Origin of the sequence: Paracoccus mangrovi (assembly GCF_042648425.1) — a bacterium.
Lineage (GTDB): Bacteria > Pseudomonadota > Alphaproteobacteria > Rhodobacterales > Rhodobacteraceae > Paracoccus > Paracoccus mangrovi.
This window is the reverse complement of record NZ_JBHRXJ010000001.1, coordinates 149242-172205: the sequence shown is the minus strand read 5'-3', so window position 1 is coordinate 172205 and position 22964 is coordinate 149242. Positions and strand designations below refer to the sequence as shown.

The window sequence follows — 22964 nt, the reverse complement described above, 5'->3', positions numbered from 1 at the left end:
TTACTTGTTCTGCTTGAAGGCCTCGGCCGCGACGGCAAGCGCGATGACCACGCCGATGACGACCGCCTGCATAAAGGGCGACACCCCCAGGAGATTGAGACCGTTGCGCAGCACGCCGATGATCAGCACGCCGATGATGGTGCCAAAGATGCCGCCCTTGCCGCCCGTCAGGCTGGTGCCGCCGATGACCACGGCCGCGATGGTGTCCAGCTCATAGGTGACGCCGGCCGTCGGCTGCACCGAGTCGAGCCGCATCGCCAGCACGATGCCGGCAAGGCCGGCCAGAAAGCCCGAAACCACATAGACGCCGATGGTGTAAAGATTGACATTGATCCCGGCCAGGCGCGCGACCTCGGGGTTGCCGCCGATGGCGTAAAGCGAACGCCCGCCCGCGCTGTAACGCAGATAGGCCCAGCCGATGACAAAGACGATCAGCATGACCGCGACCGTGAATGTCAGGAAACCACCGATGCGGTAATAGGCCAGCGCGCTGAACCAGGTCGGGAAGCCGACGATCTGTTGGCCATCGGTGATCATGTTGGCCAGACCGCGCGCCACCGACATCATGGCCAGCGTGGCGATAAAGGCCGGAACGCGGAACACGGTGATCAGAAGCCCCGAGACCGCGCCGGTGAATGCGGCGACACATAGCGCAATCAGGATCGCCGGGATCAGCGGCAGGCCCAGCTGGTTTGCCAGATAGCCCATCACCATCATCGCCAGCGCCAGCACCGAACCCACCGCAAGGTCGATCCCGCCGATCAGGATCACCAGCGTCATCCCGACCGCCATGATGCCCAGGACGCTGATCTGATCGAAGATGTTCAGCAGGTTTCGAACGGACATGAACTTGTCCGTCTCGAATGACAGGAATACGCAGAGCAGGATCAGGCCGATCAGAGGTCCCGTCGCCCCCTTGAGCGTCGAGAACAGCTTCGCCCCCGCACCACCATCCCTGTCTTTCAATGACGCAAGCATAAGGCCCTCCCTCTCACGCACATCGTGGTAGCTTTATGGATGGAATAAATATTCCAATATGCTTGTTAATGCATATGCTGGCGGCAAGATTCGTGTCAACAGATTTCGTAAAGGAATGCGGGCATGGGGGATCGTCATCCCCCTTGACTTGCGGGCTTCTGTGCAAATATATTTTGATCAGCATAAATATTCACGCAGGAGGAATCATGCAGCCGAACGATCTTGAAGGCATCGCCCGGCAGATTCGGCGCCGTGACGTGCAAGCGGTGTTCGAAGCCGGCGCCGGCCATATCGGCGGGGAAATGTCGGCCACCGACATTCTGACCGCGCTTTATTTCCGCGTCTTGCGCATTTCGCCCGATGAACCCAAGCGCCCCGACCGCGACCGCTTCGTGCTGTCCAAAGGGCATGTCGCGCTGGCGCTTTATGTGACGCTGGCCAAGCGCGGCTTTATCCCCGAGGACGAGATTTCCACTTTTCTGAAGCCGCATTCCCGGCTGAACGGGCATCCGAATTGCAACAAGGTTCCGGGCGTCGAGACGAATACCGGCCCTCTGGGCCACGGGCTTCCGGTCGCCGTGGGCATGGCCAAGGCCGCCAAGCTGACCGGCGCCGGCTATCACACCTATGTCATGACCGGCGACGGCGAGATGCAGGAAGGCTCGAACTGGGAGGCGATCTCGGCCGCCGCGCAATTCGGCCTGAACAACCTGACGCTGATCATCGACCATAACCGCTTCCAGCAGGGCGCATCCTTGGCCGATACCAACAATCTGGCCCCCTTTGGCCCCAAGCTGACGGCCTTTGGCTGGGACGTGACCGAGATCGACGGCAACAACATGGCCGAGATCGTTCCCGCGCTGGAACGGCGCGGCGACCGCCCGCATTGCATCGTCGCCCATACGAACAAGGGGCACGGCATTTCCTTCATGCAGGACCGGGTTGACTGGCATCACAAGGTGCCGAACGAGGAACAGTATAAAATCGCTCTTGCCGAGCTTTCGGAGGTCAACTGATGAATGCCGTGACCAATCCCCCCAAGCTGCATGACTGCCGCGATGCCTTTGTCGCGGTGCTGGAACGTCTTGGCGCCGAGAACCCCAAGGTGGTCGCGGTCTGCAACGATTCGGTCGGCTCGTCCAAGCTGGGCGGTTTCAAATCGAAATGGCCCGAGCGGCTGGTGAATGTGGGCATTGCCGAACAGAACCTGGTCGGCGTCGGGGCAGGGCTGGCCAATGGCGGGCTGTTGCCTTTCGTTTGTGGCGCGTCCTGTTTTCTGACCGGCCGTTCGCTGGAACAGATCAAGGCCGACATCGCCTATTCCAATGCCAATGTGAAGCTGATCGGCATTTCGTCGGGCATGGCTTATGGCGAGCTTGGCCCGACGCATCACTCGATCGAGGATTTCGCCTGGACCCGCGTGCTGCCGAACCTGCCGGTGATCGCGCCCTGCGATTCGATTGAAACCGCCGCCGCCGTCGAATGGGCCGCGGGCTATGAGGGGCCGGTTTTCCTGCGCCTGTCGCGTGTGGGCGTGCCGGACCTGCTGCCCGCCGGGCATAAATTCGTGCCGGGCAAGGCGAACCTTCTGCGCGACGGCGATGCCGTCACCCTGATCGCCAATGGCACGCTGACCCATCGCATGATGAAGGCCGCCGATATTCTGGCCAGCCGGGGGATCGAGGCGCGGGTTCTGAACATGGCCACCGTCCGCCCCATCGATGTCGAGGCCGTGGTCGCCGCCGCCCGCGATACCGGCGCGATCCTGACCGCCGAGGAACATTCGATCTATGGCGGCCTTGGTTCGGCAATTGCCGAGGTCGTGGTGGCGGAATCGCCGGTGCCGATGAAGATACTCGGCGTGCCGGGCATTTTCGCGCCGACCGGCTCGGCCGAGTTCCTGCTGGACGAATTCGGCATGTCGCCGATTGCCGTCGCAGATGCTGCGGTCGAGCTGATTGCACGGAAAGCCGCAAGGGCCTGATCGGCCCGGGCGGGACCCCCGTGCGGGGCGCGACGGATCCTCCCTCTGTCGCGCCCGTCTTTCCACCCCATTCGCCGGAGCGCTCATGACCACCGCCATTCTTGCAATCGATCAGGGCACCACCAATTCCAAGGCGGTGCTGGTCTCGACCGCGGGCGAGATCCTGTCGCGCGGCTCGTCGCCGGTGGGCATCGAGCACCCCCAGCCCGGATGGGTCGAACAGTCGCCGCTGCGGATCTGGGCATCCGTGCAAGAGGCGATCGCGGCCTGTCTGGCACAGATGCCGACGGTGCAGATCCTCGGCATCGCCATTTCGAACCAGCGCGAGTCGGTGACGATCTGGGATGCGGATGACGGCCAGCCGCTGGGCCCCGTGGTCAGCTGGCAATGCCGGCGCAGCGCGCCCGCCTGTGCCGAACTGATCGCGGCGGGGCACGAGCCACGGGTGCGGGCGCTGACCGGGCTGCCCATCGACCCGATGTTTCCCGGACCCAAGATGAAATGGCTGCTGGACCGTGCGCCCTCGGGCCACAGGGTCCGGCTGGGCACCATCGACGCCTGGCTGATCCATTGCCTGACCGGCGGGGCGGTCCATGCCTGCGACGCGGCCAATGCCGCCCGCAGCCAGCTGCTTGATCTTGGCCGCATGGAATGGAGCGACGAGCTTTGTGCGCTCTTCGGTATTCCGAAAGCCGCGCTGCCCGAGCTGCGCGACAGCGCCGCCCGCTTTGGCGAGACAAGGGGCGTTGCGGGCCTGCCCGATGGCATTCCGATCTGCGCGGCCATCGGCGACAGCCACGCGGCGCTTTTCGGGCACCGGGCGTTCCATTCCGGCGATGGCAAGGTGACCTTCGGGACCGGCTCGTCGATCATGATGGCGCTGCCGGATTTCATCGCGCCGCAACAGGGGATCACCACCACCATCGCCTGGTCGATCAACGGCCGGCCGACCTATGCCTTTGAAGGCAATATCCTTGTTTCGGCCGCGTCCCTTCCCTGGATGGCGGAACTGATGGGGCTGCCGGATGTGCAGGCGCTGACCGATCTGGCGATGACGGCCGAACCCGGCGGGCCGGGCTTTGTGCCGGCCTTTGTCGGTCTGGGCGCGCCCTATTGGCAGGCCGATGCCCGCGCGCTGTTTTCGGGTGTCACCTTCAACACCACGCGTGCCCAGATGGCGCGTGCGGTGACGGATTCCATGGCCTTTCAGGTTCATGACGTGCTGGCCGCGATGATGGCGCAGTCGCCTGCACCGCTTGGCAGGCTTTACGCCGATGGCGGGCCCAGCAAGAACCTGTTTCTGATGCAAAGCGTCGCCGACATGATCGAGCACCCGCTGATCCAATGCGACGCGCCCGAAGCATCTGCCCTTGGCGCCGCCTGTCTGGCCGGGCTGACGCTTGGTGTCTGGCCCGATCTGGCGGCGCTTTCCGCGCTGCCTCAGGGGGGGCGGACCCTGCACCCCCGGGCGTCGGACAGGGCTGGCCGGCTGGCCGTCTGGCGGGACGCGATCTATCGCTCGACGGTTTCGGCTCCGCCAGTTAAGGGTGAATAAAAATTCACCCGCGGAGGAGCCCATGGGCCGGATCAACGAATTGCGACTGATTGCCAGGGTGGCGCAGATGTATCACGTCGAGGGCAAGCGCCAGGCCGATATTGCCAGCACGATGCATATGTCGCAGGCGACCGTCTCGCGCATGCTGAAACGTGCCGCGCAGGAAAACATCGTGCGCACCTCGGTCATTCCGCCGCCGGGCACGTTTTCCGATCTCGAAACCGCGCTGCGCGACCGCTATGGGCTGACCGAGGCCATCGTCATCGACTGTTCCGAGGATCGCGACGGCGCCATCATGGCCCGCATCGGCGAGGCGGCGGCGCATTTCGTCGAGGTGACCTTGCAGCAGGACGAGATCGTCGGCGTCTCAAGCTGGAGCCAGACCATCCTGCGCATGGTCGACAATATCCATCCGCTGAGGAATACCAAGGCCCGCTATATCGTGCAGATGCTGGGCGGGATGGGCGATGCCTCGGTCCAGACCCATGCCACCGAATTGACCGCGCGTCTGGCCAAGCTGACCGGGGGCGAGCCGCGCCTGTTGCTGGTGCAGGGCGTGACCTCATCGCGCGAGGCCAAGATCGTGATGCTGGCCGATCCGGTCGTGCGCGAGACCTTTGACCTTTTCGGCCGTCTGACGCTGGCCATCATCGGCATCGGCGCGGTCGAGCCGTCCGAGCTTTTGGCGCGATCGGGCAACGTCTTCTCGAAACAGGAACTGGCCATGCTGAACGAGGCCGGCGCGGTCGGCGAAATCTCGTTCCGCTTTTATGACCGGGACGGCAAGCCGGTCGAGACGCCGTTGAACGAACGGGTGATCGGTATCTCGCTCGAAGAGCTTAAAAAGGCGGATCGGGTGATGGCGCTTGCCGGGGGTGCCTCAAAGACCGAGGCCATCGCGGGCGCGCTGAAGCTGGACATCATCGACGTGCTGGTCACGGACAAGTTTACAGCGGCACGGTTGACGGCCTGATCCCTTTCGGGGGCACCGCCCAGCCTGTCGCGCCACATGGAGGAAGAACTCATGAAACGCTTTGCAGGCCAGACGGTGATCGTGACCGGGGGCAACAAGGGCATCGGGCGCGGCATCGCCACCCGCTTTGCCGAAGAGGGCGCCAAGGTCGCTATCGCCGCCATCGAGCCAGACACCCCCGAAATCGCCCGCGCGATTGCCGGCGAAACCGGCGCCGAGATGATCGGCCTTGTGCTGGACGTGACCGATGCCGCCGCGATCCGCGACGCCTATGGCGAGGCCGAGGCAAAGCTGGGCGCGATCTCGGTCTCGGTCCAGAACGCGGGTGTCATCACCATCGCCCGCGTCGAGGATCTGTCGGAACGGGAATGGGATCTGAACCTTGACGTCAACACCAAGGGCGTCTTCCTGTGCTGCCAAGAGGCGATCCGGCGCTTTCGCGCCAGCGGCACCAAGGGCCGGCTGATCAACACCGCCTCGGGGCAGGCGCGACAGGGGTTCATCTATACCCCGCATTACGCCGCCTCGAAATTCGGCGTGGTCGGCTTGACGCAAAGCCTTGCCAAGGAATTGGCGGCCGAGGGCATCACCGCGAATGCGATCTGTCCCGGCATCATCCATACCGAAATGTGGGATTATAACGACCGCGTCTGGGGCGAAATGCTGGGCGATTATGGCCCCGGCGAGTTGATGGAGGAATGGGTGCGCGGCATCCCCATGGGCCGCGCCGGCACCCCGGCCGAGGTCGCCGCACTGGTGGCCTTTCTCGCCTCGGCGGATGCGGCCTATATCACCGGCCAGACGATCAATGTCGATGGCGGGCTGATCATGTCGTGACCGGCCTCGGCTGAGGCGGGCCGGTGGGCGGTCCTTTGGGGCGGGTTGGGGCGCAAGCTGGCTGGCCCGCCCGCCCGATGGTCATATGCGGCGCGGGGCTTGCCGGCGCGTCGTTCTCCGGCCCCGACGAGATCTTTTCGCGCCTTGGGGCCGGATCCCTGCGGATCGGTTGTCAAAGGGATCGACAGGCATGGGGCTTGCCCATGCGCGGCTTCGATCATTTCCTGGCGGTCGGTTCCGGCTGGGCGGGGGTCTGTTCGGGCCGCATCCGCAGGCTCAGCTGGACCATCAAAGCCAGCGCGATCAGCCCCAGCATCGCGGCGGCAACAAGGGCATTGGCGCCCGCCCAACCCCAGATGGCCATGACCGGGCCGGGCAGAAAGGCCCCGATCATCGCGAAAATGCCGATTGCCACGTCATTGCTGGCCTGCATCGCCAAGGCATGTTCGGCCCTGGCATTCGCGGCGACAAGGAACGACCCCGCCACATAGGTCATGTTCCAGCCCAGCCCCAGCAAGATCAGAAATTTCTCGATCAATGGAATGTTCAGCGGATCGCGCCAGGTGACGATTGCGCCCAGCAGGATCGTCACCACGCCCGTCACCGCGACGGGCATCGCGCCAAACCGCGCCACGATCCGCCCCATCACCAGCGAGGGCAGAAACATCGCAAGCACATGCCATTGGATCGCATAGGAAATCTGGGAAAAGCCGCAGCCAAGCCCATCCAGCGCCAGCGATGCCGAAATCATCAAAAGGTTCATCACCCCATAGCCCAATGCGGCGATGGCCATGCCAATCAGCACCGGGCCGCTGGACAGCGCCTTGATCATATCGGATTTCGACACCGAAGCCGGGGCCTCGGTCACGCGGACAAGCGGGGTCGTCGCGATCAGCCCGCCAATCACGACCGCAAGCAGCGCGACCCCCAGATAGGCCGAGGCAAAGACATCGGCCGAGAAAACCGCCTGCCGCGAGAGGTAAGGCCCGATGATCGCGGCAAAGGTGCCGCCCGCCACCACAAGCGACATGGCTTGCGCCTTTTTTGCCGGCGATGACAGTTCAAGCACCGCAAAGCGGTAGAAATTGCCATTCGCCAGCTGGATCCCAAGGGCGATATGGGCAAGGCACAAAAGCAGCGGGCTCGACCAGATGACCGAGGCATAGCCCAGGGCGCCGCCCGCCACCCCGATCGCGGCGGCGGCAAGGAAAACCGGCTTGCGCCCGATCCGCCTCATCAGGCGCGCGGACAGAAAGGTCGCGATCAGCAGGGACAGAAATTGCAGCCCATAGGGGACCGTGGTCAGGCCGCCTTCCCAGCCGATGCGCCGCGCGACCAGCGCCGAAGCCGTCACCGAAATGACCGCGGCCGAGACGCTCAGCCCGTTGGCGAGCGCCAGCTTTGCGATGGAGGCGCCGGCGCGGGGCGGGGGGGCAGGATCAGACATGGGCCGGCTGTGGCGTTGGGGGCGCGGGATCCGCCGCCGCGCGGATATAGGATTCGCCGCTGTCATAAGCCAGCGTGACGATCAGCGCGTTGGGATGCCTTGCGGCGGCGCTCAGTGCGGCGGCGTAATTCGCGCCGCTTGTCATGCCGGGAAAAAAGCCGATATGCCGCGCCATGGCGGCCTGTCCCTCCATCGCGACATCGGGCGCGATCTGATGCACGGCGTTGATATATCCAAGATCCAGAAATGGCGGGCGGACGCCCACGGCAAAGCCCTCGAGCGGGTGATCGACAAAGACATTGGCGGCAATGTCGCATCCCGAGGGGACGACCAGTTCGCATCGCACCGCCCCGAACGCGTCGCGCAAACAGCGCGAGATGCCTTCGAAGCTTGCCCCCGTGCCGGCGCCCTTGACCAGAATGATGCCCTGTCCCGGCTGGCGGATGGCCGCGACCTGACGGACCAGTTCGGGGCCGGTTTCCTCAAGATGCGCGTTCAGGTTGGCGGGGTTGATGAATTGATCGGTGAAGAACCAGCGATCCGGGTCCTGTTTCATCAGATGGGTGATCGCCTGCTTCGGGGTAAAGCCTGCGCGCAACAGGTTTTCGCCAATCAGATTTGCGCCGAAATGCTGGCACAGGCGCCGCTTCAGGGGCGAAAAGGACAGCCCGATGACCAGATCGACCGCGATCCCGTGGCGCTGCGCCTCGAACGCAAGGCCCACGCCAAGATTGCCGCCGGATTTTTCGATGATCCGCCGCCCGCCGCCCTTGGACAGGTGGCCCGCAACCAGGGCCTCGCGGATCATGCGGCGCGCGGCGCGGGCCTTGTGGCTGCCGCCGGGTTGCAGCGCCTCCATTTTGACGGCCACATTATTGTGGTGAAACAAGGGGGTTTCATGCGGTTTCATGCGGCGGACCCGTCAAGGCAAAAGCGTCGTGCAAAGGGCGGAACGGCATTTCCCGCCTTTGCGGCCACATCCGTCAGCACGACGGAATGGGGGCGGATGAACACGTCGTCATCCACCCGGATATCGCCCAGAATCCGGGAAAATGCGCCGACCTGTACGCGATTGCCAAGGGTCGGGTGGCGCTTGCCCTGCGGATTTTCGCTGATGCCGCGGGCGCCAAGGATGACGGCGTTCAGGATATAGCAATCGTCGCCGATGACGGTGGTCGCGCCAATGACCGTATTGGTGCCGTGATCCAGCACAAAGCGCCGCCCGATCCGCGCCGCCGGATGGATTTCGGCCCCCGACAGGACGCGGCCAAAATGGCTGACCGCCATGGCGATGCGCCGCTTTTCGGGGCTGTCATGGCTTTGCCATATGGCATGGGCGACCCGGTGGCACAGGGTCGCGACAAAGGGCGCGTTCGGGGTCAGCACCAACAGGGGCTCGCCCAGAACGGCCGGATCCCGCTCGACATGCGATGCAAGATCCTCGCAGATGTCGTCGATGACTTCGCTTTGAAAGGACATGGCGCAATCGGCCACATCATCCGGCATGGCGCCCCGCGCCTTGGCTGGCCCGGAATCGCGGAACAGGGTTTCGAACATTTCGCCGACCAAATTTTGCATACAAATATCCACTCAGCATCAACTTGCCGTTGCATGCCCTTGACAATTGTTTGGGTCAACGAAAGAAATGTATGCAATACAATCATTGGTGGGACGATGTGGGTTCCCAAGCTGGAAACGGGGTTTTCCAAGCCAGAGGCTTTGGTGCGCGCCCTCAAGCGGGCGATCGAATCCGGCGAGCTCAAGGTCAATGACCGCCTGCCGGCGCAACGTGAGCTGGCCTATGCGCTGGGGCTCAATCTTTCGACCGTGTCGCGGGCGATGGTCGAGGCAACGCGCCAGGGACTTGTCGGCGGCGAGGTCGGGCGCGGCACCTATGTTTTGCCGCGCAGCGACGCCGCGCAGCTCTTTTCGCAGATCTCGCAGACCTGCTCGTCACTGGATCTTGCCACCATATTGCCGCCATTGGTGGACGAGGCGGTTCTGCGTTCCGCATTCACCGCGACCGCGGACCTGACGCCGCATCTGTTCGGCTATCCGACGGATGCGCAATTGTATCGGGCCACGGATGCCGTGCGACAGTGGATGCGGTGGCGGGGCTTCGATCTGCCACGGGCGGATGTGGCGATCACGACCGGCGCGCAGGCCGCGCTTTCGGCTGTTCTGGCGGCATTGCTGAAACCCGGCAAGACGCTGATGACCGAGGCCTTTACCTTTCCGGGCATGAAAGCCGTCGCCCAGCAATCGGGCCTGCGGCTGCACGGGGTCGCCTGCGACAGTGAGGGGTTGTTGCCCGATGCGCTGGAACAGGCCAGCGCCCAGACCGGGGCCAGGGTTCTTGTGGCAATGCCCAATCTGCAAAATCCGACCGGCGCCGTCATGTCGCCCGGTCGCCGTGCCGATATCGCCGGCGTGATCCGGCGCGCGGGCCTGACCCTGGTCGAAGACGATGTCTATGGCAGCTATTCGGGTCAGCCGCCGCTTGTGGCGGATCTCGAGGGGCAGCATGTGCTGATTTCCAGCCTGTCGAAATCGGTCTCGCCGGCATTGCGTTTCGGGTTCGCGATCGGCAATCACCCCGTCCTCGACCGGATCCGCAAGGAGGCCGCGACCGCAAGCTGGTTCGTCGCGCCGCTTCCGATGATGACCGCCACGCGCATGATAGAGGACAGATCGGCCATGCGTCTTGCATCGCAACAGACCGAGGAAATCGCCCGGCGCTGGTGCATCGTCACGCGCTTTTTCCCGGGGCTGGCTGCTGCGCCGGCCTGTCATTTCTGGCTGCCCGTCGCCGAGTCCCAGACCTTCGAATCGCGCGCCCTGTCACTGGGCGTTCGTGTCGTGCAGGACGATTTCTTCGCCGCGACAAGACAGTGCAGCCGCCATGTGCGCGTGTCGATCAGCGCCGAGCCATGGGACAGGTTGTTGACGGGCCTGACCACCATCGCCGCGCTTGCCGGCGGCCGGGCCTGAAGCCGCGATTTTTGTCAGCGGGGCAAGAGAACAGCGCATCTCGGCGGTTGTTTCCGCATCCAGCCGCCGCGTTTCATTCGGCCGAAGCCCCAATGCCGGCTTGGGCTGCGCGCGTTCTCAAAGGTTCGGCTTTCCGGAAAAAATGGAAAGATATCCGGGGTTTTCGGATAATCCATTCGCCATTTCTTCGGGAATTTTTGGTGGAGCCAAGGGGAGTCGAACCCCTGACCTCTTGAATGCCATTCAAGCGCTCTACCAACTGAGCTATGGCCCCACCGGAGGTCTCAAGCGTCTGTGCCGCTTGCGTGGGGCGTCGTATATGGGGGGCGCAAAGTGAGCGCAAGCGAAAAAATGCGCCTGTCGGAAACTTATTTCCGGGCCGTCCCGCAGGCGCTTTCGGCGTGGCAGAGGGGCGGGCATGCGCGGGGCGATCTTGCGGTGGAAACGCGCCGAAAGGCGGGGTTCGCGGGCTGCGATGTGGCGGCCCGTCGCCATTGCGGCGATGGCCCGGGGGGAAGGGCCGGGGCAAAGCTGCGGCGGTCGGCGTGCCGGGACCACCGCAGAGGGGGGCGACCCCGCGGGGCGACCGGACCGGGAATGACCGGACAGGGGGGCGCGCGGCGTCTAGGTCTCGATCAGGTTGCGCCACCGCTGATGCACGCTTTCGCAATGGGCGGCTTCCTTGAAGGCGCGATCCATGGTGACCATGAAAAGCGACCGCCACAGCGAAGGCGGCTGACGATAGACCCTTGAACAAAGCGGCTCGGAATTCCGGCCGCCAAGCGCGCGGTTGATGGCGACGGATGTGCTCCACCAGGCGTTCATGTTGACCTCGGTTACTGATTAACTGCCTTTGAACATGCAAACGTAACGCCTATGAAAAAACGGGCGCCCGTAGCGCCATGTTCGGCCTGCGTGGCAAAAAAGTCACCGTAGCTTTTTGGGCAACTTCAGGTGGAGCATTGGGCGAAATGTGCCAGTCAGGCGCGTTTTGGGGCGCGGGGGCGTTCCGCCGGAATCGGGGCCGGATCCGGGGGTGCGACCCGGGCAGGGACGTTGACGGGCTGGCGGATCGCTCCTAACAGTTCGCGGGAACGGGAAAGGGTCCGGCATGGCCAGCGCAGACAGGCAGGATGATCGCAGCACCGGGGCGCCAGCCCCGATGGCCCGGGTGCTGAGGGCCGATGATCCCCATGCGCTGGATCAGGCGGCCGAGCTGCTCGCGCGGGGCGATGTCGTGGCCCTTCCGACCGAGACGGTCTATGGGTTGGCGGGCGTGTCGACCCGGTCCGACGCGATTGCGCGCATCTATGCGGTCAAACGCCGGCCCAGCCATAACCCGTTGATTTCGCATGTCGCAGACATGGCCATGGCCGAACGCTATGCGCATATGGACGAGATGTCCTTTCGGCTGGCGCAGGCTTTCTGGCCGGGGCCGCTGACGTTGGTGTTGCCGCTGCGGCGCGATGCGGCGGGGGGCGGGATCACGCCGGCCTCGACGGCGGGCGGGGATACGGCGGCGCTGCGGGCGCCGCGGGGATTCGCGCAGGGGCTGATCGCGCGGCTGGACCTGCCGCTGGCCATGCCCAGTGCCAACCGTTCGGGACGGATCAGCCCGACCTCGGCGCGCCATGTGCTCGATGATCTTGGGGCGAATCTGTCACTGATCGTCGATGCCGGGCCGGCCGAGATCGGCGTCGAATCGACGGTGGCGCGGGTGCGTCGGGACGGCATCGACATTCTGCGCGCGGGCGTCATCACCCCCGACCAGATCGCGGCCGCCGCCGGGCTTGAACCCGCGCAGATGGCAGGCCCCGGCACCGCCAGCGCGCTGGCGGGTCAGGGCGGCCCGCTGCTTTCACCCGGCATGCTGGGATCGCATTATGCGCCGCGCGCGCTGTTGCGGCTTGAGGCGCGCGATGTCGCCCCGGGCGAGGCGCTGATCACCTTTGCCGGGCAGGTCCTGCCGGGACAGGCACAGGCGGCGGGGGTCTTTGATCTCAGCCCCTCGGGCGATCTGGCCGAGGCGGCGCGGCGCCTGTTTGAGTTGTTGCATGCGGCCGATGCCACCGGGGCCGCGATGATCGCGGTGGCGCCGATCCCCGATCACGGCATCGGCGTGGCGATCAGGGATCGGCTGGCGCGGGCGGCGGCACCACGCTGACCGGAAATCCGTGCGGCGGCGCGGTTCCCGCTATGGCGACCTCGCGCACGCAGGCGGTGATCTGTTCCAGCTGATTGGCCAGCGGATTGGTCTTGCGCCAGACCATGCCGATGGTGCGGCTGGGGCGCGGCGCGGGCAGGCGGGTCACCGCGACCTCGGCCGAGCGGGTTTCGATCGGGATCGCCATCTGCGGGATCAATGTGACGCCGATCCCCGCGCCGACCATCTGGACCAGGGTCGAGAGCGAGCTGCCCTCCATCATGTCGCGGGCGACGCCGGGCGACATCTTGCAAAAGGACAGCGCCTGATCGCGGAAACAATGCCCTTCCTCAAGCAGCAAGAGCCGCATCTCGCGCAGCTTGTCCGGGCTTGGGGCGGGCTTGCCGGCATCGGCGCTGGGGCGGACCAGCAGGAATTCCTCGTCAAAAAGCGGCTGTTCGACCAAGCCCGGCTCGGACACCGGAAGCGCGACGATGGCCGTGTCCATCCGCCCCTCAAGCAGCCCGTCGATGAGCCGCCGCGTCACCGCCTCGCGCGGGCGCAGGTCAAGGCCCGGAAAGCGCGCCGAAAGCGCCTGAACGACGCGCGGCAACAGATAGGGCGCGATGGTGGGAATGACGCCGATGCGCAGCCGCCCGCTTGGCGCGCCGATCCCCGCCCGCCCCAAAAGCGCCAGCTCGTCCACCGCGCGCAGAATGTCGCGCGCCCGCGCCGCCAGCGATTCGCCCAATCCCGTCAGCCGGATCTGGCGCGCGCCGCGTTCGATCAGCGGTGCGCCCAAAATCTCTTCCAGCTCTTTCATTTGCAGCGACAGCGCCGGTTGGGAAATGGCGCATGCCTCGGCCGCGCGGCCGAAATGGCGGTGGCGGGCCAGCGCTTCAAAATAGCGCAGATGCTTCATGGTGATCAGATTCATAAGCGAGACATATCATAGGCATTAGAAAATGAAAATTTATCTTATTGCATATGCTTGCTAACGTGCGTTTTGTAAATCGGTCCTGCCCCGGCTGCATCGTGATGCGGCCGGGGCAGGGCCTGCCTCGCACGAATAGCCAGGATTGGAGAGCAAGATGGATGGAAACGAAATCAAGACGGCCGGAAAATGCCCGGTCATGCATGGCAGCGTGACGGCGGCGGGCCAGTCCAATACCGACTGGTGGCCGAACGCGCTGAACCTCGACATCCTTAGCCAGCATGATCGCAAGACCGACCCGCTTGGCGCCGATTTCGACTATCGTGAAGAGCTGAAATCGCTGGATGTCGAGGCGCTCAAGGCCGATCTGCGCAAGCTGATGACCGACAGCCAGGACTGGTGGCCGGCCGATTGGGGCAGCTATGTCGGCATGTTCGCCCGCGTGGCGTGGCATACCGCCGGTTCTTATCGTCTGGCCGATGGCCGTGGCGGCGGCGGCACCGGCAACCAGCGTTTTGCACCGCTCAACAGCTGGCCCGACAACGCCAATACCGACAAGGGCCGCCGCCTGTTGTGGCCGATCAAAAAGAAATACGGCAACAAGATCAGCTGGGCCGACCTGATTCAGCTGGCCGGTACCATCGCCTATGACGTGGCGGGGCTGAAAACCTTTGGCTTCGGCTTCGGCCGCGAAGATATCTGGCATCCCGAAAAGGACGTCTATTGGGGCGCCGAAAAGGAATGGCTGGCGCCCAGCGACGAACGCTATGGCGATGTCGCCAATCCCGACACCATGGAAAACCCGCTGGCCGCCGTGCAGATGGGGCTGATCTATGTCAACCCCGAGGGCGTGAACGGCAAGCCCGATCCGCTGAAAACCGCGGCGCAGATGCGCGAAACCTTTGCCCGCATGGCCATGAACGATGAGGAAACCGTGGCGCTGACCGCCGGCGGCCACACCATCGGCAAGGCGCATGGCAATGGCAGCGCCGCCGATCTGAGCCCGGCGCCGGAAGCCTCGGGCGTCGAGGATCAGGGCCTGGGCTGGATGAACAAGACCGGCAAGCGCGGCATCGGCCGCAACACCGTCGTCAGCGGCATCGAAGGCGCATGGACCACGCATCCGACGAAATGGGACAACGGCTTTTTCGACATGCTGATGAACCATGACTGGGAATTGCGCAAAAGCCCCGCCGGCGCCTGGCAATACGAGCCGGTCTCGATCGCCGAAGAGGACAAGCCCGTCGATGTCGAGGATCCCTCGATCCGCTATAACCCGATCATGACCGATGCCGACATGGCGTTGAAGCTGGACCCGATCTATCGCGAGATTTCCGAACGGTTCCACAAGGATCCGGCGGCCTTCAACGACGCTTTCGCCCGCGCATGGTTCAAGCTGACCCATCGCGACATGGGGCCGAAGCCGCGCTATCTTGGCCCGGACGTTCCCGCCGAAGAGCTGATCTGGCAGGATCCGATCCCCGCCGGCCCGACCGGCTATGACGTGGCCGCGCTCAAGGCAAAGATCGCCGCCTCGGGCCTGTCGCTTCAGGATATGGTCACCACGGCCTGGGACAGCGCCCGGACCTATCGCGGATCGGACATGCGCGGCGGTGCCAATGGCGCGCGCATCCGTCTGGCCCCGCAAAAGGACTGGATCGGCAACGAACCCGAGCGTCTGGCCCGCGTGCTGGCGGTGCTGGAGCCGCTGGCGGCGCAGGCCGGTGCCTCGGTCGCCGATACCATCGTGCTGGCCGGCAATCTGGGCATCGAACAGGCGGCCAAGGCCGCGGGCTTTGACATTGCGGTGCCGTTCGCGCCGGGTCGGGGCGATGCCACCGACGCCCAGACCGATGCCGCGTCCTTTGACGTGCTCGAGCCCTTGGCCGATGGTTATCGCAACTGGGTCAAGAAAGACTATGTCGTCTCGCCCGAGGAAATGCTTCTGGACCGCACCCAGCTGATGGGGCTGACCGCGCCGGAAATGACCGTCCTGATCGGCGGCATGCGGGTGATCGGCGCCAATTACGGCGGCTCGAAAGCCGGGGTGTTCACCGACCGCGAAGGCGCGTTGACGAATGATTTCTTCGTCAACCTGACCGACATGGCCTATTCTTGGGTTCCGACCGGCAAAGGCAGCTATGAGATCCGCGACCGCAAGACGGGCGCGGCGAAATGGACCGCGACCAGTGTCGATCTGGTCTTTGGGTCGAACTCGATCCTGCGCGCCTATGCCGAGGTCTATGCCCAGGACGACAGCAAGGAAAAGCTGGTGCGCGATTTCGTCGCCGCCTGGGTCAAGGTCATGAACGCCGACCGCTTCGACCTGGTGTAAGGTGAACGAGTAACGGGGGCGGCCGGCAGGAATGCCGGCCGCCCCTTTTTATGGGCATTTCATGGACTGGGGGACGTTGCGGGCGACGGCGATCACCGGCACGTCATGCGTGGCCTGCATGTATTCCGTCGCGGGCCATCTGTTCGGCCAGCCAGGCCCGGAACGCCTCAAGCGGTTTCAGCCCGGCCTTGCGCTCGGGCCAGGCCAGCCAATAGGCGCCGCGTCCCGGCACGGCCGGGCGCAGGATCGGGCAAAGCCGGCCCTCGGATATTTCGATCTGGGCCAGGTAATCGGGCAAAAGCGCCACCCCAAGGCCCGAGATTGCCGCCTGGATCATCATCGAAAACTGATCCATCATCATGCCGCTTGTGCCGGCGGGGCGGGGCGCGTTCTGACCCGCGAACCAGTCCGACCACGCGCCGGGCCGGGTCTGTAACTGCAAGAGCACGGCCCCGGCCAGATCGGCGGCATCGGCAACCGGATGCGCGGCCAGAAAATCCGGCGCGGCACAGGCGGTCAGGCGTTCGTCAAACAGCTTGAGATATTCCGCCCCCGGCCAATCGTCCGCCCCGAAATAAATCACCGCGTCAAAGGGTTCCGCGTCGAATGTGAACTTGCGAAACCGCGTGGTCAGGTTGATCGAAATGCCGGGATGATCCGACAGGAATTGCGGCAGGCGCGGCGCCAGCCAGCGCGTGGCAAAGGTGGGCAGCACGGCAAGATCCAGCGTGCCGCCATCGGGATTGGCGATGAGCGAGGTGCTGGCGCGCTGGATGATTTCAAGCGCGCCGGAAATGTCGCGGAAATAACGCCCGGCGGCCTCGGTCGGGATCAGGCGCTTCTTGTGGCGGATGAAGAGCGCCAGTCCCAGCTGTGCCTCAAGGCTTTGGATCAGGCGGCTGATCGTGCTTTGCGTCAGGCCCAGTTCCTGCGCCGCCCCGGTGACCGATCCCGCCCGCATCACCGCGTCAAAGGCCAGAAGCAGGCTGAGATTGGGCAGAAAGCGCCTTTGTCGCAAGGTCATTCATCCTATGCATCAACTGATGAGAATTATCCATTTTGTGACGCGCTTTGAAAGCGCTAATGAATAAGGTGACCGCCCGCAGCCCGGGCCCCATCATCGCAAGAGGCATGCATGTCGACGAAATCGCACAAGGGCGCCCCGTTTTCCTGGTCCGATCCCTTTCTGCTGGACGATCAGCTGACCGAGGAAGAGCGGATGATCCGCGAAACCGCCGCCGCCTTTGCCGCCGACCGGCTGGCCCCGCGCGTCGAGGCCGCCTATCTGAACGAGACGACCGATCCCGAGATCTTTCGCGAAATGGGCCAGTCCGGCCTGCTGGGCGTGACGGTTTCGGACGAATATGGCGGGGTGGGGGCGTCCTATGTCGCCTATGGTCTGGTGGCGCGGGAAATCGAGCGCATCGACAGCGGTTATCGCTCGATGGCCTCGGTGCAGTCCTCGTTGGTGATGTATCCCATCGAGGCCTATGGCAGCGAGGATCAGAAGCGGAAATTCCTGCCCAAACTGGCCTCGGGTGAATTCATCGGCTGTTTCGGCCTGACCGAACCCGAGGCCGGATCCGACCCCGCCGGCATGCGCACGGTCGCCCGCAAGACGGCGGGCGGATATGTGCTGAATGGGTCCAAAATGTGGATTTCCAACGCGCCGATCGCCGATGTGTTCGTGGTCTGGGCCAAGTCCGAGGCGCATGGCGGCAAGGTGCGGGGCTTTGTGCTGGAAAAAGGCATGAAGGGGCTTTCCGCGCCCAAGATCGAGGGCAAGCTCAGCCTGCGCGCCTCGATCACCGGCGAAATCGTGATGGAGAATGTCGAGGTTGGCGAAGACGCGCTGCTGCCCCATGCCGAGGGGATGGGCGGCCCCTTTGGCTGTCTGAACCGGGCGCGTTACGGCATCAGCTGGGGCGTGATGGGCGCGGCCGAGGATTGCTGGTTCCGCGCCCGCAGCTATGGGTTGGACCGCCATCAGTTCAATCGCCCGCTGGCCGCGACCCAGCTTTATCAGAAGAAACTGGCCGATATGCAGACCGAGATCGCGCTTGGCCTGCAAGCCAGCCTGCGCGTCGGCCGCCTGATGGACGAGGGCAAGTTCGCGCCCGAGATGATTTCCATCGTCAAGCGCAACAACTGTGGCAAGGCGCTGGAGATCGCGCGTCAGGCCCGCGACATGCATGGCGGCAACGGCATCCAGATCGGCTATCACGTCATGCGCCACGCGCAGAACCTGGAAACCGTGAACACCTATGAGGGCACGCATGACGTTCACGCGCTGATCCTTGGCCGTGCGCAGACCGGCTTGCAGGCGTTCTATTGATGGGCGAGCCGGCGCTGAAGGGGCTGAAGGTCGTCGAACTGGCCCGGATTCTGGCCGGCCCCTGGATCGGCCAGACGCTGGCCGATCTGGGCGCCGAGGTGATCAAGATCGAGGCGCCGGAAGGCGACGACACCCGCCGCTGGGGCCCGCCCTTTATCGAGCGGCCGCATGCGGATGGCACGACCGAAACCGTCGCCGCCTATTTCCACGCCGCCAATCGCGGCAAGCGCTCGGTCATCTGCGATTTCAACGACCCCGCCGATCTTGAGCGGCTGAAGGCGCTGATCGACACGGCCGATGTGGTGATCGAAAACTTCAAGCTGGGCGGATTGCGCAAGTTCGGGCTGGATTATGACAGCGTGGCCGGGCGCAATCCCGGGCTGGTCTATGCCTCGATCACCGGTTTCGGACAGGACGGGCCGCGCGCGGCGCAGCCGGGCTATGACTTCCTGATCCAGGGCATGTCGGGGATCATGGATCTGACCGGGGATCCGGCGGGCGAGCCGCAAAAGGTCGGCGTCGCCTGGATCGACATTTTTACCGGGCTTTACGGCACCATTGCCGTGCAGGCCGCGCTGGCCGAGCGCGCGCGATCCGGGCGGGGACAGCATCTGGACCTGTCGCTTCTGGATTGCGGGCTGGCGGTGCTGGCCAATCAGGCGACGAATTACCTGTTGGGGGGCGTGGTGCCGCACCGCTTGGGCAATGCGCATCCGAATATCGTGCCCTATCAGCTGTTCCCGGCCAGTGACGGGCATCTGATCATCGCCTGCGGCAATGACCGGCAATTCGCGGCCCTGTGCCGGGTGCTGGGACAAGAGGGGCTGGCGCAGGACCCCGATTACGCGACCAATCCGGCGCGGGTGGCGAACCGGGCGCGGCTGGTGCCGATGCTGGCCGGGGCGACGGCGCGGCTGACCCGGGCCGAGCTGATCGCCGCGCTTGAAAAAGCCGGGGTGCCGGGCGGGCCGGTCAATGACGTGGCCGAGGCTTTGGCCGATCCGCAGGTTGTGGCGCGGGGCTTGCGCATCGCGCCCGAAGGCATTGCCGGGTTGCGCAGTCCGATGCGCTTTTCGCGCAGCCCGTTGGTGACCGACAGGGCGGCGCCCGCGCTGGGGCAAGGCGACTGGCATTTCCTGACGGATTGATCCGCGCGGCCCCGCGCCACCGCGAAACGCATCAAGGCCGCCCCCGTTTCGGGGCGGCCTTGCGTGTCGCGCCGACAGGATCTGCCGCGCGGTAAAGGATCCGCGGATCAGTCGTCGCGGCCGATGCGTGTCGCGCCGAAATAGTCGCTGGGGGTGTCGTCGCTGGCGACCGCGTTGCGCACGCCATCGGCGCGTTCCTCAAGGATAAAGCGGGCGCGTTCGGCGCGCTTGTTATGGGTCGCCTCCGAGCTGATCTGACCCAGCTCGCTCAGCGTAAAGGACGAGGCGTCGAGGTTCAGCAGTTCCGCCTCCATCGCGCGGCCGGGGGTGATTTCCGAGGCGGCGACGGGCAGGGCGATCGCGGTGGCAATAGCGGCCAGGACCAGTTTGTTCAGCATCTCTAATTCTCCTATATCTGGCGGCTCAAAGCGCGCCTTTCTTCGATGACAGCCATATCGGTATTGCAGTTTCGCGATAAAACCGGCCATACTACACATGTTGTGTGCAAAACTGAGGCGATCATGCGCTTGAATTTATGGACCGAGATACGCACCGCGGCGCATGTGGCGCGTTTGGGCCGGGTCAGCGCCGCGGCCGAGGCGCTGAGCATGCATCACTCTTCTGTCATCCGGCATATCGACCAGCTTGAACTGCATCTGCGCACGAAGCTCTTTCAACGTCATGCCCGTGGCTATACCCCCACCGAGGCCGGCGAAGAGCTGTTGCGCACCGCCAGCCTGGTCGATGAACAGATCGCGCAGATGCTGACCCGGATCGAAACCTCGAGTCATCAGGTTTCGGGACAGCTCATCGTGACGGGCGTCCCCTCGATCGAACGCTGTATCCTGCCCATCATCGCCCGGTTTCAGCAAGAGCACCCCAAATTGCAGGTCATTTACCGGTCGGATGAACGGACCTATGAAATGGCCTCGGGCGAGGCGCATATCGCCCTGCGCGCCGGGCCGCGCCCCTCGCATCCCGATTACATCGTCTCGCCGCTGGTCAGCCACCGGGTCGCGCTTTACTGCACACAGGCCTATATCGACGCGCATGGCCGCCCCGACAGCCCGGACCACCTGAAAGGGCACCGCTATATCCATGGTGAGGGGGATTATTCCCGCGCCCCCTTCAATCAATGGCTGTCCGAGCGGCTGTCCGAGGATTGCTTTGCGCTACGCACGCCCCAGCCCTCGGTCGTCTATTGGTCGGTGATGTGCGGGCTTGGGATCGGCTTTCTGGCGCGCGGCAGCGCCGAGCGCGATCTGATCGAGCTGTTTCCCGATTACGCGCCGCCCGAATGGGAGGTTCCGCTTTGGGTGGTGACCCATGTCGACCTGCACCGGTCCAGCAAGGTCGGCAGTTTCGCGCGCTTCATTCAGGGCGAGGCGCTGAAATGGGAACAGAGCTGGAGGAAAACCGACCCCTGATCCCGGGCGGCACGGCCCGAAACGCGGTCGTGAAAATGGCAACCGGGCGGGCCCTTGGCAGACCCACCCGGTCGAAATTTCGTTCTAACCCGGAACTCGCTACAAACGTTAACAGTCAAACACTTAACACAACCTGTTTTTGCGACTTTTCCCGTAAAAAGTGAACTTGGCTTTTGGTTAGGTAGCAGGCATTGACCTAGCGTAAGGTAAACCCATGGTTTTGCGTTGCAATCTATGGGTGAGATGGTCGCGGCGGATTCGACTCGGTCGCGGGTTCGGGACCGGATTGCGGGGGCGGACGGGCGGACAGGATGCCCCGGGCGCCGCCGGCGGCGTCTCAACCGCGCAGGGCTGGGGAAACGAGCCTTCGACCTTGCTAAGGACCGCAAAATCCCATAGCTAGCGCGCTGAAACACGCGAAGGCGCGGGGGCGGGACGGTTGCGGCACCAATCCGGCCCGCGTGCCGGTATTCGCAGCTTGGATGGATGAAGGAATACAAATGCAGGTCAAGGAAACCCAGAACGAAGGACTGAAGCGCGGCTACGAATTCACGCTGCCGGCGGCTGAACTTGCGGCGCAGGTCGATGCCAAGCTGAAAGAGGCGCAGCCTGAGGTCGAGATGAAGGGCTTCCGCAAGGGCAAGGTGCCGATGGCGCTGCTGAAAAAGCAGTTTGGTCAGCGCGTGCTGGGTGATGCCATGCAGGAAGCCATCGACAAGGCCATGCGCGATCATCTGGAAAAGACCGGCGACCGCCCGGCGCTGCAACCGCAGATCGAAATGGTCAATGGCGAGACCTGGAAAGAGGGCGACGACGTCGTCGTCACCGTCGCCTATGAGGCGCTGCCCGTCATTCCCGAGGCCGATCTTTCGGGTGTCGAGCTTGAGCGTCTGGTCGTCGCGGCCGATGATGCGCAGGTGACCGAGGCGCTGGAAAACCTGGCCAAGAACGCCCAGGCTTTCGAGGATCGCCGCAAGGGTTCCAAGGCCAAAGAGGGCGATCAGGTCGTGATCGACTTCAAGGGCATGGTCGATGGCGAGGCCTTTGAAGGCGGCGCCGCCGAGGATTATCCGCTGGTTCTGGGTTCGGGCAGCTTCATCCCCGGCTTCGAGGATCAGCTGGTCGGCGCCAAGGCCGGCGACGAGGTCAAGGTCGAGGTCAAATTCCCCGAGGAATATGGCGCCGCCCATCTGGCCGGCAAGGACGCCATTTTTGAAACCACCGTCAAGGCAGTCAAGGCCCCGAAAGCGGCCGAGATCGACGACGAGCTGGCCAAGAAATTCGGCGCCGAGGATCTGGATGCGCTGAAGACCCAGATCCGTGGCCGTCTCGAGGCCGAATATACCGGTGCCGCGCGTCAGGTTCTGAAGCGTTCGCTGTTGGACAAGCTGGATGCGCTGGTCAAGTTCGACCTGCCCGAGTCGCTGGTCGAGGCCGAGGCCCATCAGATCGCCCATCAGCTTTACCACGAAGAGCACCCCGAGGATCACGGCCATAACCATGGCGAGATCGAGCCGACGGACGAGCACAAGGCCCTGGCCGAGCGTCGCGTGCGTCTTGGCCTGCTTCTGGCCGAGATCGGTCAGAAAGCCGAGATCACCGTTTCGGATCAGGAAATGACCCAGGCCGTGCTGCAACAGGCCCGTCAATATCCGGGCCAGGAACGCGCCTTCTTCGAGTTCATCCAGAAGAACCCGCAGGCCCAGCAACAACTGCGCGCCCCGATCTTCGAGGACAAGGTCGTCGATCACATCGTCGAGGGCGCCAAAGTGTCCGAAAAGTCGGTCAGCAAGGACGATCTGGAAAAGGCCATCGAGGCGCTGGATCAGGTCTGATCGCCAGCCTTCGCAGGATCAGGGGCCGCTCCGTTCGGGGCG

The 22964-nt window shown here is 64.3% G+C and carries 20 protein-coding genes and 1 tRNA gene; 12 read left to right on the top strand and 9 right to left on the bottom strand.

The window, feature by feature from the left end:
- A complete protein-coding gene (locus ACFOMH_RS00830; protein ID WP_377741988.1) occupies positions 1-966 on the bottom strand; it encodes an ABC transporter permease in 966 nt (321 codons plus the stop codon).
- A gap of 218 nt (positions 967-1184) precedes the next feature.
- Here ACFOMH_RS00830 and ACFOMH_RS00825 point away from each other — a divergent pair, with 218 nt between their 5' ends.
- From ACFOMH_RS00825 to ACFOMH_RS00805, 5 genes are all read left to right on the top strand, one after another.
- Positions 1185-1994 (top strand): transketolase, encoded by an 810-nt coding sequence (locus tag ACFOMH_RS00825; protein WP_377741986.1) that lies wholly within the window; start codon positions 1185-1187, stop codon positions 1992-1994.
- On the top strand, positions 1994-2962 hold the full coding sequence (locus tag ACFOMH_RS00820) for a transketolase family protein (protein WP_377741984.1): 969 nt from the start codon (positions 1994-1996) through the stop codon (positions 2960-2962). Before ACFOMH_RS00825 ends, ACFOMH_RS00820 begins: the two co-directional genes overlap by 1 nt.
- An 85-nt stretch (positions 2963-3047) precedes the next feature.
- Positions 3048-4517: an FGGY family carbohydrate kinase gene (locus ACFOMH_RS00815; RefSeq protein WP_377741982.1), complete on the top strand. Its 1470-nt coding sequence runs from the start codon at positions 3048-3050 to the stop codon at positions 4515-4517.
- A 22-nt stretch (positions 4518-4539) separates the two neighbouring features.
- Positions 4540-5490, top strand: coding sequence for a sugar-binding transcriptional regulator (locus tag ACFOMH_RS00810; RefSeq protein ID WP_377741981.1), 951 nt, complete (start codon positions 4540-4542; stop codon positions 5488-5490).
- Between the two features lie 51 nt (positions 5491-5541).
- Positions 5542-6327, top strand: coding sequence for an SDR family oxidoreductase (locus tag ACFOMH_RS00805; protein ID WP_374425901.1), 786 nt, complete (start codon positions 5542-5544; stop codon positions 6325-6327).
- 217 nt (positions 6328-6544) lie between these two features.
- Here the strand turns inward: ACFOMH_RS00805 and ACFOMH_RS00800 are convergent, their stop codons facing one another.
- From ACFOMH_RS00800 to ACFOMH_RS00790, 3 genes are read right to left on the bottom strand one after another with little or no spacing between them, the layout of a single operon-like run.
- Positions 6545-7774, bottom strand: a complete 1230-nt coding sequence (locus ACFOMH_RS00800) for an MFS transporter (RefSeq protein ID WP_377741979.1) — start codon at positions 7772-7774, stop codon at positions 6545-6547.
- Complete coding sequence (locus ACFOMH_RS00795) at positions 7767-8684, bottom strand: pyridoxal-phosphate dependent enzyme (RefSeq protein WP_377741977.1); 918 nt, start codon at positions 8682-8684, stop codon at positions 7767-7769. The genes ACFOMH_RS00800 and ACFOMH_RS00795 overlap by 8 nt, the downstream gene beginning before the upstream one ends.
- Entirely contained in the window at positions 8681-9352 is a 672-nt protein-coding gene (locus ACFOMH_RS00790) for a serine O-acetyltransferase (RefSeq protein WP_377741975.1), read from the bottom strand. Before ACFOMH_RS00790 ends, ACFOMH_RS00795 begins: the two co-directional genes overlap by 4 nt.
- 96 nt (positions 9353-9448) lie before the next feature.
- Here ACFOMH_RS00790 and ACFOMH_RS00785 point away from each other — a divergent pair, with 96 nt between their 5' ends.
- The gene (locus tag ACFOMH_RS00785; protein ID WP_377741973.1) at positions 9449-10765 is read left to right on the top strand and encodes an aminotransferase-like domain-containing protein; all 1317 of its coding nucleotides are present in this window, start codon (positions 9449-9451) and stop codon (positions 10763-10765) included.
- Between the two features lie 198 nt (positions 10766-10963).
- On the opposite strand, the gene ACFOMH_RS00780 is transcribed toward ACFOMH_RS00785, so the two are convergent.
- Positions 10964-11039: transfer RNA gene (locus tag ACFOMH_RS00780), tRNA-Ala, on the bottom strand.
- Positions 11040-11389: 350 nt separating this feature from the next.
- Positions 11390-11590 carry a hypothetical protein gene (locus tag ACFOMH_RS00775; RefSeq protein WP_377741972.1) on the bottom strand — a complete coding sequence of 67 codons (201 nt, stop codon included), beginning with the start codon at positions 11588-11590 and terminating at the stop codon, positions 11390-11392.
- A 286-nt stretch (positions 11591-11876) separates the two neighbouring features.
- On the opposite strand from ACFOMH_RS00775, the gene ACFOMH_RS00770 reads away from it, so the two are divergent.
- On the top strand, positions 11877-12929 hold the full coding sequence (locus ACFOMH_RS00770; protein WP_377741970.1) for an L-threonylcarbamoyladenylate synthase: 1053 nt from the start codon (positions 11877-11879) through the stop codon (positions 12927-12929).
- On the opposite strand, the gene ACFOMH_RS00765 is transcribed toward ACFOMH_RS00770, so the two are convergent.
- Positions 12892-13845, bottom strand: a complete 954-nt coding sequence (locus ACFOMH_RS00765; RefSeq protein ID WP_374425894.1) for a hydrogen peroxide-inducible genes activator — start codon at positions 13843-13845, stop codon at positions 12892-12894. The genes ACFOMH_RS00770 and ACFOMH_RS00765 overlap by 38 nt on opposite strands.
- A 154-nt stretch (positions 13846-13999) precedes the next feature.
- On the opposite strand from ACFOMH_RS00765, the gene katG reads away from it, so the two are divergent.
- A complete protein-coding gene (gene katG / locus ACFOMH_RS00760) occupies positions 14000-16177 on the top strand; it encodes a catalase/peroxidase HPI (RefSeq protein WP_377741968.1) in 2178 nt (725 codons plus the stop codon).
- A 103-nt stretch (positions 16178-16280) separates the two neighbouring features.
- Here the strand turns inward: katG and ACFOMH_RS00755 are convergent, their stop codons facing one another.
- Positions 16281-17201 carry a LysR family transcriptional regulator gene (locus tag ACFOMH_RS00755; protein WP_377741966.1) on the bottom strand — a complete coding sequence of 307 codons (921 nt, stop codon included), beginning with the start codon at positions 17199-17201 and terminating at the stop codon, positions 16281-16283.
- Between the two features lie 111 nt (positions 17202-17312).
- Between ACFOMH_RS00755 and ACFOMH_RS00750 the strand changes: the two genes are divergently transcribed.
- Together ACFOMH_RS00750 and ACFOMH_RS00745 are read left to right on the top strand one after the other, a co-directional pair.
- Complete coding sequence (locus ACFOMH_RS00750) at positions 17313-18512, top strand: acyl-CoA dehydrogenase (RefSeq protein WP_377741964.1); 1200 nt, start codon at positions 17313-17315, stop codon at positions 18510-18512.
- Positions 18512-19660 (top strand): CaiB/BaiF CoA transferase family protein, encoded by a 1149-nt coding sequence (locus ACFOMH_RS00745; RefSeq protein ID WP_377741962.1) that lies wholly within the window; start codon positions 18512-18514, stop codon positions 19658-19660. Before ACFOMH_RS00750 ends, ACFOMH_RS00745 begins: the two co-directional genes overlap by 1 nt.
- A 107-nt stretch (positions 19661-19767) precedes the next feature.
- Here the strand turns inward: ACFOMH_RS00745 and ACFOMH_RS00740 are convergent, their stop codons facing one another.
- On the bottom strand, positions 19768-20058 hold the full coding sequence (locus ACFOMH_RS00740) for a hypothetical protein (RefSeq protein ID WP_374425889.1): 291 nt from the start codon (positions 20056-20058) through the stop codon (positions 19768-19770).
- Positions 20059-20181: 123 nt separating this feature from the next.
- Between ACFOMH_RS00740 and ACFOMH_RS00735 the strand changes: the two genes are divergently transcribed.
- Both ACFOMH_RS00735 and tig read left to right on the top strand, forming a co-directional pair.
- Positions 20182-21087, top strand: a complete 906-nt coding sequence (locus ACFOMH_RS00735) for a LysR family transcriptional regulator (protein WP_377741960.1) — start codon at positions 20182-20184, stop codon at positions 21085-21087.
- Positions 21088-21587: 500 nt separating this feature from the next.
- Entirely contained in the window at positions 21588-22922 is a 1335-nt protein-coding gene (gene tig, locus ACFOMH_RS00730; RefSeq protein WP_377741958.1) for a trigger factor, read from the top strand.
- Positions 22923-22964 lie beyond the last annotated feature (42 nt).